The organism is Glutamicibacter sp. BSL13, from assembly GCF_052928425.1.
The window spans coordinates 1-14,106 of record NZ_JAVGCZ010000024.1 but is presented as its reverse complement, the minus strand read 5'-3'; the positions used below and the strand labels follow the sequence as shown (position 1 = coordinate 14,106).

The following is a 14,106-nucleotide window of genomic DNA, read 5'->3' as shown; positions in this document are numbered from 1 at the left end:
CTCATACCTCTGTGTTCTTTGTGATTGCTCTCAATGTCAGTTCGCTGCCCGAGCCACGGCGGCGGCCACCTCGGAGGCCACCTGCGGGTCGAACACCGACGGGATGATGAACCCCGGATTGAGTTCCGCTTCGCCCACCCGTGCCGCAATCGCGTCTGCGGCGGCCAGCAGCATGGCGTCGGTGATGTCCGAGACGCCTGCGTCCAGCAGCCCGCGGAAGAAGCCCGGGAAGGCCAAGACGTTGTTGATCTGGTTGGGGAAGTCGCTGCGACCGGTGGCAACCACGGCGGCGTGCTTCCCGGCAACCAGCGGATCCACCTCGGGATCCGGGTTTGCCATGGCGAAGACGATTGCGTCCTTGTTCATGGCCGCAATGTCGTCCTCGTCCAGGACGTTCGGGGCCGAGACGCCGATGAACACATCGGATCCGGCGACGGCTTCCTTCAGGGAGCCGGTGAAATTCTCTGGGTTGGTGTTCGCCGCCAACCAGCTGCGGTGCTCGTCCGTGTAGTTCTCGTTGCGGCTGATCGCACCGTTGCGCCCGCAGGCGATGATGTTGGTGGCGCCGCGCGCGGCCAGCAGCTGGATGATCGCGTTGCCCGCGGCCCCCACCCCGGAGACCACGATGCGCACCTCGGAGAGGGACTTGCCGACCACCAGCAGGGCGTTTTGCAGGGCCGCGAGGGTCACGATGGCGGTGCCGTGCTGGTCGTCATGGAACACCGGGATGTCCAGCTCCTCGCGCAGGCGCGCCTCGATCTCGAAGCAGCGCGGCGCGGCGATGTCCTCCAGGTTTACACCCCCGTAGACCGGGGCCAGGGCCTTGACGATCTTGACGATCTCGTCGCTGTCCTGCGTATCCAGGCAGACCGGCCAGGCGTCCACGTCGGCGAACTGCTTGAACAGGGCGGCCTTGCCCTCCATGACCGGCAGCGCGGCGGCCGGGCCGATGTTGCCCAGGCCCAGGACGGCCGAGCCATCGGTGACCACGGCGATGGTGTTGCGCTTGACCGTCAGGTTGCGGGCGTCGGCCGGATTTTCGGCGATGGCCTTGCAGACGCGGGCCACCCCCGGGGTGTAGGCACGGGAGAGGTCATCGCGGTTGCGCAGGGCCACCTTCGGCACCACTTCGAGCTTGCCGCCCAGGTGCATCAGGAAGGTGCGGTCCGAGACGTTGCGGACGTTCACCCCGTCCAGCTCGTCCAGGGCGTCACGCACGCGCTGGCCGTGTTCGACGTCGGCGGTGTTGCAGCTGACGTCCACCACCATGTACGCGTGATGCGATTCGGTGACGTCCAACGCTGTGATGTCTCCGCCAGCCCGTCCTACCGCCGCAGCCAGTTCGCTGGTGGCGGTGATTGATGCGGGGGTCTGGACCCGCAGGGTGAGGGAATACCCCGGGCTTGGTGCTGCCATGATCACTCCTCGTGATGAAAAAGTTTCCGTATAGTGGATACTAGTATCTGTAAAATGAAAACACAACCCATTTTTGTGGACTGCGACACAAGTTTCAAGCAGATGACTTTTCGGATCGTGGAATTTTTGGCCCAATGTCCGGTATTCTCTTAGTTAACAACCCATGAAAAACAGCCTCCCCAGGGAGTCCTCACCCTTTGGACGCTGTGGCGAGACTGCGTAGAGCAGTCAGGCAAGGAGCGAATTATGACCGAGGTCAAGGCCCGGGCCACCGGCGGAGTGCAATCGGTCGAGCGTGCCTTTGAGCTGCTGGAAGTCATCGCCCGGGCAGGCGGGGAGGCCGCGCTGAGCGAACTGGCCGCCGATACCCCGTTGCCGCTGCCCACCATCCACCGACTGCTGCGCACCCTGGTCGGCGTGGGCTACGTCCGCCAGCTGCCCAACCGCCGATACTCCCTGGGCCCACGGCTGATCCGACTGGGCGAGGTCGCCAACCGCCAACTCGGCGCCCTGGCCACCCCGCGGCTGAAGGAACTGGTCGATCACCTGGGCGAGAGCGCGAACATCGCGGTGCTCGACGGTGACATGGTCACCTACATCGCCCAGGTGCAGTCCACGCACTCGATGCGCATGATCACCGAAGTGGGCCGCCGCGCCATGCTGCACCACTCGGGGGTGGGCAAGGCGATCCTCTCGGTGCTGGATGATGAACGCATCCAGCGACTGGTCGCCCAGGCCGGCATGCCGGCCAAGACGCCGAAGACCATCACCACCCTGGGCAAGCTGTTCACCGAAATCGAGGCCGTGCGCGAACGCGGCTACGCGGTGGACGAGGAAGAGCAGGAATTGGGCGTGCGCTGTTTTGCGGTGCCGGTCCCCGGGGCCCCGACCCCGATGGCGATCTCCGTCTCCGGTCCGGTCTCCCGGGTGGACGCGGACTTCGCCAAAAAGGCGGTCCCGGAGCTGCAGGCCGCAGCGGCCGAACTCGGGCGCCAGCTGGTGGCCGTCACCGAATAGCCGCGCGGTTCTCGCAGGCGGGCTCCAGGCGTGGGAGGGAACCGATACCGGTGCCTCCCACGCCTCTGCCATGCCCCGGCCCCGCCACCCCGCGGCCGAAGGACAGACCGCCGGGCATCCCGGCGTCGCCTGCCGGGGAGGGGATTTCCTCCCGGCCACTGGCGTAGAGTCAAAGCAAGGGGCGCACAGCCGCCAACACCGCACCCAGGAGGGCCTACGCATGAAGATCGCCATGGCGCAGGTGCTAAGCACCGCCAACCCACAGCAGAACCTGCAGATCATCCGGGAGACCGCTTCCCGCGCCGCCCAGGAAGGGGCGCGCATCGTGGTGTTCCCCGAGGCCATGCACATCGCCATGGGCAATGACCTGCTCGAAGCGGCCGAACCGCTGGATGGCCCCTGGGCCAACGGTGTGCGGCAGATCGCCGAGGAGCGGGGGGTGCTCATTTTGGCGGGCATGTTCACCCCGGGCGTCGGGAACCGGGTGCGCAACACGTTGCTGATCACCGGCGCGGGGGTCGACACCGCCTATGACAAGCTGCACCTCTTTGACGCGTTCGGCTTCCTGGAATCGGATTCGGTGACCCCCGGGGAGCAGCCAGTGCAGTTCGAGCTGGACGGCCTGACCTTCGGCGTCGCCACCTGCTATGACCTGCGTTTCCCCCGGCTGTTCACCCACCACGCCCAGCAGGGAGCCGTGGCCACCCTGGTCTCGGCGTCCTGGGGTGCAGGACCGGGGAAGGCCGAACAATGGTCCACGCTGGCCCGCGCCCGCGCCCTGGACACCACGACCTTCATCCTCGCCGTGGACCAGGCGGATCCGCAGAGCGCCGGAATCGCGGTCAGCGGCGCCGCGCCGCGCGGGGTGGGACGCTCGGTGGCCGTTGACCCCCTGGGCCGGGTGCTGGCCGAGGCCGCAGAGGCCATCGAACTGCTCCTGGTGGAGGTGGACCCGGCGCTCATCGACCAGGCCCGGACGGCGTTGCCGGTGCTGGAGAACGCGCGGCAGATCTAGCCTCCACCCCCAGCGCACGGCGGTTGCCGGCGGGGAGGGCCCGTTGGCGGGCGAACTTCACAGTGGGCGGACTGGACAGCCCTAGTAGAATTAAGGCTGGAGGTGTTCATGACTCGTCGACCTACTCGCGTGCGCGGCGAACTCGAGCGCGAACTGATGCAGATCCTGTGGGACAGCACTGAACCGTTGGGGATCCGCGAAATTCAGGATGTCTTCACCGGGCATATCCCGGCCTACACCACGTTGATGACTTCCCTGGACCGGCTGGAAAAGAAGGGCCAGGTCATCCGCATCGAGGAAGGCCCGCGCAAGATCCGCTTCCGGCCCACCCATTCCGGCGGGGAGCACACCAGCCTGGCCATGACCGCCGCACTCAATGCCTCGTCGGACAGTGAGGCGGCCCTGCTGCGCTTCGCCGGCAACCTTTCCGATGAGCACCTTGACCTGCTGCGCCAGGCCATCGGCCCCAAGAGCGCGAAGCAGAAAACCCGGTAACCACCATGTTGGTTGCACTCTGCTTCGGCGTCACGGCCATCGCCCTGCTGCTGTTGGCCCCGGTCGCCCTGACCACCGGCCAATGGCAGGTACGCCGGCCCAAATTGGCGTTGGCCGGCTGGTTCGGCTCATTCTTCATCGGCGCGCTGTGCGCCGGCGCCATGGTGGTCAGCCTCGTGGTCGCCGCCGTCACCACAACCGCCTCGACCAGCCTGACCAAGGCCGTGGCCACCGCGGTATTCTCCTGGCTCGCCTTGGCCGTAGCCGGTGCGATCATTGCCCTGGTCTTCGCGTTCACCGAACCGTTGAACGCCTCCCAGCGTGCCACCCTGCGAAAGATGGCGCCCACTGCCGTGTCCCGCGAGAAGCGGGATGAGTTCACCTTCGTGCGCTTCGAGGTCGCCGAACCGGTCGCGTGCGCCGTGCCCGGACGGCTGCCCCAGATCTTGGTGTCCACCGGGCTTGAGGACCTGCTCAGCGCCCCGCAGCTGCAGGCGGTGCTGGCCCATGAATACGCCCACCTGCGTCACCGCCACGGTTGGGTGGTGCGCATCGCCGAGCTGAACGCCCTGTGCCTGCCGCGCTTTTTCTCCGCCGGACGCCGTCTCAAGCAGGCGACCTTGCTGCTGGTGGAATTGGCCGCCGACGATACCGCGGCCAAGCAGGCCGGGGCCGTCAATCTGGCCAACGCCCTCTGGCACATGTCCCAGGAGACCGGGGATGCGGGAATGCTCTTGCGGGCTCAACGGCTGACACTGCGGCGCTGGCCCCTGGCAGCACGCTGCCAGGTGCCCGACGCGATCCGGATTTAGGCCGAGGCGGCCGCCGGGGACTCCAGCTCGGTGGCGCGGTCTTGCTCCTGCAGCCAGTTGAGAACCTGGGCCCACACCTGCTCCCCCACTCCGCGGCGCAGCAGCCCATGGTGGCCAATCTTCTTTAGCCCCAGCTCGCTGGGCTTTACCGTGCGGCGCTCAACCTGCGCATTGCCCAGGTGTGCAGTGAGCCGGTCCATCTGTTTGGGCGAGGCCCACAAATCATCGCTGGCCCCCACCGCCAGCACCGGAATCCTGACCCGATCGGAGCGGGCTTCGGCTTCCATGCTCGGGTCGTCAAAGAAGTATTCGCGCTTCTGCGTCCACCTGGACCACTCAAACAGCGCGGCGGCCGGGATATCCTCACCCAGCGTCAGTTTCTTGCCCGGCATGTATCCCAGCAGCCTGGTCAGCAGCGGCCCAAAGACGGTCAGGACCAGGCGCACCCGCAAACGCTCCTGCCATGGGCTGATGGTGCGTATGGCGGCAATATGGCTGGAGACCACGACCGCTGCGCTGAGTTTATCGGTACCGTAGTCGAGCACCAGGGCGTGTCCCCCCACGCTGTGCCCGATGGCGTAGTGCGGCAGGTTGGGATAGCGGCCGGCCGCCCAGTCCGCGACGGCCGCCACGTCCTGCTGGATCCAATCCCGCATGCGGATTTGCGGATGGGCCTTGGCCTCACCCGATAACCCGGTCCCGCGGAAGTCATAGGTGATGGTCAGCAGGCCCGCTGCGGCCGCATATTCGGCAAAGGCCCGGTAGAAGCCCTGCGGCGTCGCGGTCGCCGAGTGAACGAGCATCACGCCCACGGGCTGCTGACTGGGCTTGTAAATGGTGGCGGCCACCCCGTCACGAACGGTTACGGGTATCCGCACATGCTCACGAATGACTGCTTGTGTGTCCATGATCACCATGGTAGCCGCAAGTTACTGACTAGTAAACAAGGTGACCCAGACGCCCCGGATGCCGGCTGTCCCCCACAGCGGTTCTACCCCTCCCGGGAGACCGGCGAAGGACTTGGCACACCGGACGCCTCCCCACGCTCGCCAGGGATCGGGTCCTCCTGGGAGAACTGGGTCCGGTAGAGCTCGGCATAGCGGCCGGCACGCCGCAGGAGCTCGCCATGCGTTCCGCGCTCAACGATGCGGCCACCTTCCACGACCAGGATCTGATCGGCGGAGCGGATGGTGGAGAGCCGGTGGGCAATGACCAGGGCGGTGCGATTCTCCAGCGCCTCACCGAGCGCCGCCTGCACGGCGGCCTCGTTAGCGGAGTCCAGTGCGGCGGTCGCCTCGTCGAGAATGACCACCTGCGGGGCCGCCAACAGCAGGCGCGCAATGGTCATCCGCTGACGCTCCCCTCCCGAAAGTCGGTAGCCGCGTTCGCCGACCACGGTTTCCAGCCCATCCGGCAATGCCTGGATCGTGGGCTTCAAGCGGGCCCGCTCCAGCGCCTCCCAGATCTCCTCCTCCGTGGCGTCGGGCTTGGCCAAACGCAGGTTGGCGCCGATGGTCTCGTGGAACAGGTGTCCATCCTGGGTCACCATCGACACGGTGGCGCGCAGCGATTCAAGCGTCACCTTCCGCACATCCACTCCGGCAAGTTCGACACTGCCGCTATCCACGTCGTAGAGCCTCGCCAGCAGGGAGGCGATGGTGGATTTCCCGGCGCCGGAGGAGCCAACCAGCGCCACCGTGGATCCGGCAGGAATTTCAAAGTCGATGTCATGCAGCACCGTCTGCCCACCGCGCGTATCCAGCACCGCGACGTCCTCCAGGGACGCCAATGAGACCTTCTCGGCGCTGGGGTAGGCGAAGGAGACGTGGGAGAACTTCACCGGAACCGGACCGGAGTCCAGGGCCCGCGCGCCAGGGGCGTCGGTGATCAGCGGCTTGAGGTCCAGCACCTCGAAGACCCGGTCGAAGCTGACCAGGGCACTGGTGATTTCCACCCGCGCATTGGCCAGGGCGGTGAGCGGGGTGTAGAGGCGGGTCAGCAACATGCCCAAAACCACCACGTCACCGGGGGCCAATGCCCCACGCACCGCGTACATGCCTCCCAGGCCATATACCAGGGCCAGCGCGAGCGCAGCCACCAGGGTCAGCATCGCCACGAAAAAGAACTGTCGCATCGCGGTCTTCACCCCGATGTCCCGCACCCGGCCGGCGCGCAGGGCAAAGTGTGCCGATTCATCCGCCGGGCGGCCGAACAGCTTGATCAGCGTGGCACCCGGCGCGGAGAAGCGCTCGGTCATCTGGTTGCCCATGGCGGCGTTCAGTTCGGCGGATTCCCTGCGCAGCACGGCCACGGATTTTCCATAGCGGCGGGCCGGCAGCAGGAAGACCGGCAGCAGCACCAGGGCCACCAGGGTGACCTGCCAGGAGGTGGAGAGCATCACGCCGGCGGTGAGCACCAGCGCCACGCTATTGGACACCAGACCGGACAAGGTCCCTGCGAAGGCAGCCTGCGCGCCAATGACGTCATTGTTCAGGCGGCTGACCAGCGCGCCGGTTCGGGTCCGGGCGAAGAACGCGACCGGCATCTTTTGCACGTGGTCGAAGACGGCGGTACGCAGGTCATAGATGATTCCCTCACCCAGCCGGGAGGAGAACCAGCGCACCACCACGGAGACCACGGCATCGAGGACCGCCACCACCGCGATGATCAGGGCAATGGTCAGAATTGTCCTGATGCTGCTCTGGGCGACGATCTCATCGACGATGCGTCCGGCCAGGACCGGGGTAATGACCGCCAGCACCGCCGAGAGCACCGAGAAGAACACGAATACCAGCAGCCGGCTCTTGTAGCGGGCCGCGAAGGCCAGGACCCGCCGTGGGGTGGTGGGCGCGTAGGCCTTGCCCTTGTCCCCTGACATTCGCCACAGCGAATGCCAGGCAGCGTTTTCCATGCTCATAATCTGTTGCGCTCCAGCTCACGGTCTTGCCGGGACTCTCCGTCTGCTCATGACGGGATGTCCCCAGGAAATTCTTGGCCCGCCGGCGCGGGCCTGTCGATGGCATAACGCCTTTGCGTGCCGAACACTTCCCGAACGCCCCACAATCGGCTTCGAGCATACTCGTTAACGGAACGAAGCCCCGGCCACATTGCTGTGGTCGGGGCTTCGGTCAAGGCCCGGGTATCGGGCTAGTGCCTTGGATGGGGGCCACTGTCCGCGTCACCGGCCTCGGAGGATGAGTCCTCCTCGACCGGTGTTTCAGCGTCCGTCGCGTCAGTGGCCTGAACTTTTGGATTGGCTTAGCTGTTGCAGCTCAATCTGTCCCGTCATCACTTGCTCGAACTCTTCGCTCGTGACGACCGGGATCTCCTGCCCGTCCTTGTCGATCAGCCTGCCGTCCTCGAAGCTGTCGCCTTCCAGCAGTCCGCAGATTTCCTCCTGCTTGACCATGCGGGGCGGAGCGGCGGCAAAGACCGAACCGTCCTTGCCCATCGAGCCGCGCTTGAACTCGTTGAACAGCAGGTTCAGCAGGACGGCCATGATGGCGGCCGAGGAGATGCCCGAGTGGAAGATGGTTTCGAACCAGGTCGGAAAGTTCTCGTAGAAGTCGCCCTTCACGATCGGCAGGCAGCCGAAGGCGATCGAGGCGGCCACGATGACCAGGTTCGCGCTGTCGTACTTGACCTTCGACAGGGTGCGGATGCCCGAGGCGGCCACGGTGCCGAACAGGACGATGCCTGCGCCACCCAGGACCGGCATCGGAATCGCGGCGACCACACGGCCCAGGATGGGCAGCAGGCCAAGGACCACCAGGATGCCGCCGCCGGCGGCCACCACGAAGCGGCTGGTGATGCCGGTGATGGCCACCAGGCCCACGTTCTGCGCGAAGGCGGACTGGGTGAAGGTGTTGAAGATCGGGGCCACCACGGAGGAGGCCATGTCGGCGCGCAGGCCGTCGGCGATGCGCTTGGAATCGACCTTGGTCTTGGCGATCTCGCCCACGGCCAGGATGTCCGCGGTGGTTTCGGTCAGGATCACCAGGACCACGATGGTCATGGAGATGATGCCGCCGATTTCAAAGACCGGCCAGCCGAAGGCCAGCGGCTGCGGGAAGGCGAAGAACGCGCCCTCGCCGACCTTGGAGAAGTCGGCCATGCCCAGCATCGCCGCGGCAACGGTGCCGATGACAATGGCCAGCAGGATCGAGAGGCGGGACAGTGCCGCGCTGCCGACCTTGGAAAGCAGCAGCACGATCAGCAGGGTGCCGGCGGCCAGGCCAATGTTGGCCAGGGAGCCGTAGTCCTCAGACTTGGCATCCCCGCCCATGGCCCAGTTCGCGGCCACCGGGGTCAGTGAGACACCGATCATCGTGATCACCACGCCGGTGACCACCGGCGGGAAGAACCTGATGATGCGGGCAAAGAATGGGGCGATTAGGAAGCCAATGAGCGATGCGACCAGCACTGCGCCAAACACGGCCTGTAGACCACCGCCGCCATTGACGATGGCGACCATGGTGGCCACCGAGGCGAAGGAGGTGCCCTGCACCAGCGGCAGCTGGGCCCCGAAGAACGGGACGCCCACGGTCTGCAGGATGGTGGCCAGGCCGCCAACGAACAGACAGCTGGCAACCAGCACACCGATTTCGGTGCTGCTCAGGCCAGCGGCGCCGCCGATGATCAAGGGTGGGGCGATGATGCCGCCGTACATGGTCAGCACATGCTGCAGACCGTAGGCAAAAGTCTTGCCCAGAGGTAATTTCTCGTCCTCGGGACGCTGCCTTTTGATAGATTCTGAGTGCGCAGCGCTCATGGCTGACCTCCTTGTAGTCAGTCGCTGCCGGGATGTGCCCGTGTTGCACCACGGGCACATCCCAAGCACGGAGTTGGGTTAGATAAACGCCGGGACGTTGGCCCAGATGGCGTGGTTGGCCGGCACACCTTCACGGGTGACGGTAGCTTCGATCAGACCGTACGGGCGGTCAGCGGCGAAGAACACTTCGTTCGGGTTGTCCTGGCCAAACGGCTCCAGGTCAACCAGGAAGTGGTGCTTGTTCGGCAGGGACATCTTGACCTCTGCGATCTCCGGGTGCGCTTCCAGCACGGCCTTGCCCATTTCGAACATGGTCTGCTGCAGTGCGTAGGAGTGGGTGTCGGCGAACGCGGTCAGCAGAAGCTTGCGGACCGAGTTGTACACCGCGTCGTAGTCGATGCCGGCCTTGATGGCCTCGGCATCGTAGCGCCAGCGGGCGCTGACGTCGGTGGCCAGGATGCGATCGCTGGTTTCCTTCAAGGTGGTGTACTTGTCCACCGGGAAGCCGTGGAACTCGCTGCCGGTCGACTTCAGGACGGTCAGGTCCTCGATGCCGGCGACGATGTTCTTCTCACCGTTTTCGCTGATTTCCAGCACGGCGGTGCGGAACTCGGACTTGTTGCGCGAGAAGGCGTGGTCGTGATCGTTGATGCGATCCCAGAAGTACTCTTCAGCTGCCCAGCGGCCGCCGGTGATCCACTCGAACTCACCGGTGAAGTGCTCACCGAGGTTGATCAGGAATTCCTCTACGGAGCGCACGCCATTGCGCGCCAGGCCGTAAACGGTGTTCTTCTGGGTGTCGGTGGGGACAACGCGGCCGTTGTCGCCATCGATGTGCGCGGCGGTGAAATCGCCGTGCAGCTGGCTGGTGACGTTCAGATCCTGGATCTGGTGACGGTCGGTGTCGCGGGTGATCTTCACCAAACGGACTTCGGCCTTGCCGTACTGGTTCTGGCCCAGGACGATCTTGGTGTCGGTGGCTGCCGGTGCGGTTGCTTCGGTAGTCATTGTTCTAACTCCCTCGGTACGTGGAATATGCAAACGGGCTGATAAGAAGAGGTACGTGGTAATGCTCATCGACATTGTTTACGTAGAAGTCGATGCTTACCGCGGGGAAGAAGCTTTCCGTTCCCTGCTTCCCGAAGTAGGCGCCGGTCTCGAAGGAGACCCGGTAGTGCCCGGCTTCAACCTGTATCGGTCCCAGGTTCTTGATGCGGCCATCCGCATCGGTTGAACCGGATCCGATTTCTTGCCAGCCGGATGCCGTCTTGGCTTCCAGCGTGGCCTTGACACCGGAGGCAGGCCTCCCGGTCCCGGTGTCGAGTACATGGGTGGTGATGTGACTGCGTTCAGTCGAAACATCTGCCATTGATAACTAACTCCTTGGTTAAGGCGTCTTCTGGTGAGGTCGGTGGCGGTCTAGTTCTGGACCGCGCTGGAAAGGCGCAGCACTGCGATGGCCCGCAGCTGCTCGGCGACTTCCCGAAGTTCGGTGTCGTCATCGTTACCCAGGCGGCGTTGGCACTCTGCGAGGATCTCCTCGGTGGTGCGTCCGGCGGCGCGGATCAGGAAAACGCGGGAAAAGCGTTCCTCGTAGGCCCGGTTCGCCTCGATGAGGCGGGCGTTGACGTCTTCGTCCAGGTTCAGGGCGGCCTGTTCGTTGCGCGATAGCTTGGCTTCGGCGCTTTCGCCGGCCGCACGCTCCCCGATGCGGGGGTGGTGGGCCAGGGCTGCTTCGATCTCCTGGGCGGTAAAGGGATTGGCACTGCGTTCTGCGGCCTGCGTGAGGTCGCTGACGTCAGTGAAGGGACGTGCAGCAATCAGCTCGTTAACCCAGCGGTCGATGTCAATGCAGGGGCGCAGGACGTCGGCGGCCTCAGAGTTATCCAGCGAATTGAACACTGCAAGTTCCATGGGTGATCAGCTACTTTCAGAAAAAGTCGAACCTCCACGTTCCGGTCGCTGACACCCTTACCACCGGCTGGCAGTGCCGGCTTCGACTCGATGTTTCTGGATCGTGGAATCTTTGTTCCACTACTGTAAGCCACCTCACAGGTGTTCCGTCAAGTGGTTCAGGTCACGAAGTTTAACAAGTATGACTTAATCGGGATTCTGCGCGCGTTAACTAACAATTTTGGGTTTACCCCTTGTAATGCCCTCGGAAGCCCGGCATACTGTTTTCACACAATAAAACTTAAGTTCCACATCTTGGAATTTACGGACACCCCAAGGAGGGTCGCATGACCGCTATTTCATCGGCAAATACGAATTGTTCCAAGGAAGAGCCAATGGTCCTCGCGGCCACCGAGGCACTGCGCACCGGCTTGTTCCAGCCTGTTCCGTGCGTGGACCCGGACCTCTCCCCTCGGCTGAAGATCACCGAGGTGACCCCCGGATTCTGGGATCGGCTGTTGCGCCGGTAGGAGTGCGGGCCGCGAGGCATCAAGACCACGTAGAGATCATGTCCCTGAGGCGTCGGGCATGGTCTTTACGTCTTTAACGGGTCATTGCGCACATTCCGCCGACCTGCCACGGACCGAAGCTAAATCCAGCTCGATACTAGAAATCGGCGGTACCGGATCCCAGTTTTCTTCATGGCTGCCGTTGAATGGTATCGACCTATTTCAGGAAGAGCTGCGAGAGCACGGGTAGAACAACGACGGAGAGCACGCACGTAATCACAATGGCCAGGGCCGTGGGTTCCCCGTCCCCCGTATCGGCCTGGGCCATGATGTACGCGGTGGCCGAGGTCGGCATCGCCGCCATTAAGATGGCGGTATTGAACCACAAGGGATCCAGCTCCGGGGCCAGCAGCAGGAGCAGTGCGACCGTCAGCAGCGGAAGCGCCACCAGCTTGCCCAAAACCATCAAGGGCATCATCGCCCGTGATCCTGGTTCGCCGGCGCCGGTCGGTACCCCGCGTTGCCGCAACCGCTGCACGGTGCGACGCAGCGACAACCCAATGGTGAACAATGCGCCGGGAGCGGCCGCGGCGGCCAGCAGGTCGACGGTCTCATCCAATGGCCCCGGAACGGGCAACTGCCAGATGGCAACGGCGCCGCCAAGCAACATGGCCCACGTCACCGGGTTGTAAACCAGCGCCTGGCGGATGGTGCGCAGGATCCGTCCGCCACTGGGCTTGTGCGGGTGCGCCGTACCAGCTGGCAGCATGAGCTGCGCGAGCACGGGGAACCCCACCATGAAGATGACGTTGTGCACCAGCTGGCCCATTCCGGCGGCAAATCCCGCCGACGGGCCAAGCACCCCAAGGATCACCGGTATCCCCAGGTAGGAGACGTTGCCGAAGCTGGTGGTCAGCATCCCGGCCATGGCGCGGGGCGCTGAACAACGCACGAGGTATCGGTAGGTCACCCAACACAGGAGCGCGATTCCCAGGGCAGCGCCGGCACTGATGCCCAAAAAGGCTCCCGGAACGCCTTCGCTGACATTCGCGTGGGCCACCACACGATAGAGCAGCGCGGGCAAGGCAACGTAGAAGACAAAGACGTTCAGGGCTGGCTCGACGCTGGCGGGGAACTTCGGTGAGTAGCTGGCGCCATAACCGACGAGCATCACGAAGAACAGCGGCAATACGCCATAGAGTACGTCGAGGAACACGCCTCTCCTTATTTTTCCTTCTGTGGGCTCTTCAAGGGTAGTAGTCCACGGCCGGGCAATGGGAAACGGTGGCCACACGCGCCTTCACGAAGGAAGGGGTGTGGCCACCGTTTGCCGGGAGTCCCGCCGGTTGAACCGGTGGGTGGGTGGTTAGGCGTCGCCGCCAGCGTTGCCCGAACGTCCCGCGTTGGGGTTGTTCAGGTCATACTTCTGATGCGCCTTGATCGGGGTATCAGCCGGGATCTCGCCCCGCTCCGCCAGGGCCTGCAGGGTCTTGACGACCAGGGAATGCGCGTCGATCTTGAAGAACCGGCGCGCCGCGGCCCGGGTATCACTAAACCCAAACCCGTCCGCTCCCAGGGTGTGGTACTCACCGGGCACGTAGGGGCGCACCTGTTCAAGCACCGCCCGCTGGTAATCACTGGTCGCGATCACCGGGCCGGTCGCCGATTCCAGCTGACCGGTCAGGTACGGGGTCGGACGCTTAGCACCCGGGTCTTCCATGATGACCTGGTCGCAGTGCTGACCTTCCCGGGCCAACTCGTTCCACGAGGTCACCGACCACACATCGGCAGACACTCCCCACTCGGTGGCCAGGATGTCCTGGGCTTCCAACGCCCACGGCACCGCGACCCCCGAGCCCAGCAGCTGGGCGCGCGGCCCGTCAATCGAGGCTTCCTTGAGCAGGTAAATGCCCTTGATGATCCCCTCAACATCCACGTTCTCCGGCTCGGCCGGCTGAATGATCGGCTCGTTGTACACCGTCAGGTAGTACATCACGTTCGGATCCGGGTGCTCCCCGCCATACATGCGCTCCAGGCCTGAACGCATGATGTGCCCGATCTCGTACCCGTAGGCCGGGTCGTAGGCCACCACCGCCGGGTTGGTCAACGCCAGCAGCGGGGAATGCCCATCAGCGTGCTGCAGCCCCTCACCGGTCAGGGTGGTGCGTCCAGCGGTCG

Annotated in this window: 14 protein-coding genes; 5 read left to right on the top strand and 9 right to left on the bottom strand. The window is 64.6% G+C overall.

The genetic code is table 11. The features are described from left to right. Positions 1-36: 36 nt before the first annotated feature. Positions 37-1,416 (bottom strand): malic enzyme-like NAD(P)-binding protein, encoded by a 1,380-nt coding sequence (locus RCJ92_RS06600; protein ID WP_446754098.1) that lies wholly within the window; start codon positions 1,414-1,416, stop codon positions 37-39. A gap of 246 nt (positions 1,417-1,662) precedes the next feature. Between RCJ92_RS06600 and RCJ92_RS06595 the strand changes: the two genes are divergently transcribed. The 4 genes from RCJ92_RS06595 (at position 1,663) to RCJ92_RS06580 (ending at position 4,755) form a co-directional block, all read left to right on the top strand. Further along, a complete protein-coding gene (locus tag RCJ92_RS06595; protein ID WP_054821505.1) occupies positions 1,663-2,433 on the top strand; it encodes an IclR family transcriptional regulator in 771 nt (256 codons plus the stop codon). 220 nt (positions 2,434-2,653) lie between these two features. After that, entirely contained in the window at positions 2,654-3,448 is a 795-nt protein-coding gene (locus tag RCJ92_RS06590; RefSeq protein WP_446754097.1) for a carbon-nitrogen hydrolase family protein, read from the top strand. A gap of 108 nt (positions 3,449-3,556) precedes the next feature. After that, positions 3,557-3,943 carry a BlaI/MecI/CopY family transcriptional regulator gene (locus RCJ92_RS06585; protein ID WP_054820938.1) on the top strand — a complete coding sequence of 129 codons (387 nt, stop codon included), beginning with the start codon at positions 3,557-3,559 and terminating at the stop codon, positions 3,941-3,943. A 5-nt stretch (positions 3,944-3,948) separates the two neighbouring features. Next, positions 3,949-4,755 (top strand): M56 family metallopeptidase, encoded by an 807-nt coding sequence (locus RCJ92_RS06580; RefSeq protein ID WP_446754096.1) that lies wholly within the window; start codon positions 3,949-3,951, stop codon positions 4,753-4,755. On the opposite strand, the gene RCJ92_RS06575 is transcribed toward RCJ92_RS06580, so the two are convergent. From RCJ92_RS06575 to uraD, 6 genes are all read right to left on the bottom strand, one after another. Next, a complete protein-coding gene (locus tag RCJ92_RS06575) occupies positions 4,752-5,663 on the bottom strand; it encodes an alpha/beta hydrolase family protein (protein WP_446754095.1) in 912 nt (303 codons plus the stop codon). The two genes, RCJ92_RS06580 and RCJ92_RS06575, sit on opposite strands and share 4 nt — an antisense overlap. 83 nt (positions 5,664-5,746) lie before the next feature. Further along, the gene (locus RCJ92_RS06570) at positions 5,747-7,672 is read right to left on the bottom strand and encodes an ABC transporter ATP-binding protein (protein ID WP_446754094.1); all 1,926 of its coding nucleotides are present in this window, start codon (positions 7,670-7,672) and stop codon (positions 5,747-5,749) included. A gap of 315 nt (positions 7,673-7,987) precedes the next feature. Continuing rightward, positions 7,988-9,526, bottom strand: a complete 1,539-nt coding sequence (locus RCJ92_RS06565; protein WP_446754093.1) for a nucleobase:cation symporter-2 family protein — start codon at positions 9,524-9,526, stop codon at positions 7,988-7,990. A 78-nt stretch (positions 9,527-9,604) separates the two neighbouring features. Further along, complete coding sequence (gene pucL / locus RCJ92_RS06560) at positions 9,605-10,534, bottom strand: factor-independent urate hydroxylase (RefSeq protein WP_054820934.1); 930 nt, start codon at positions 10,532-10,534, stop codon at positions 9,605-9,607. A 4-nt stretch (positions 10,535-10,538) separates the two neighbouring features. After that, the gene (gene uraH, locus RCJ92_RS06555) at positions 10,539-10,895 is read right to left on the bottom strand and encodes a hydroxyisourate hydrolase (protein WP_054820935.1); all 357 of its coding nucleotides are present in this window, start codon (positions 10,893-10,895) and stop codon (positions 10,539-10,541) included. 50 nt (positions 10,896-10,945) lie between these two features. Further along, complete coding sequence (gene uraD / locus RCJ92_RS06550) at positions 10,946-11,440, bottom strand: 2-oxo-4-hydroxy-4-carboxy-5-ureidoimidazoline decarboxylase (protein ID WP_446754092.1); 495 nt, start codon at positions 11,438-11,440, stop codon at positions 10,946-10,948. Between the two features lie 326 nt (positions 11,441-11,766). Here uraD and RCJ92_RS06545 point away from each other — a divergent pair, with 326 nt between their 5' ends. Then, entirely contained in the window at positions 11,767-11,949 is a 183-nt protein-coding gene (locus tag RCJ92_RS06545; RefSeq protein WP_138176192.1) for a hypothetical protein, read from the top strand. A gap of 196 nt (positions 11,950-12,145) precedes the next feature. On the opposite strand, the gene RCJ92_RS06540 is transcribed toward RCJ92_RS06545, so the two are convergent. Then, entirely contained in the window at positions 12,146-13,144 is a 999-nt protein-coding gene (locus tag RCJ92_RS06540; RefSeq protein WP_446754091.1) for an AEC family transporter, read from the bottom strand. Positions 13,145-13,294: 150 nt separating this feature from the next. Further along, the coding region (locus tag RCJ92_RS06535; protein WP_446754090.1) for a transketolase-like TK C-terminal-containing protein at positions 13,295-14,106 on the bottom strand (812 nt) is incomplete at its 5' end.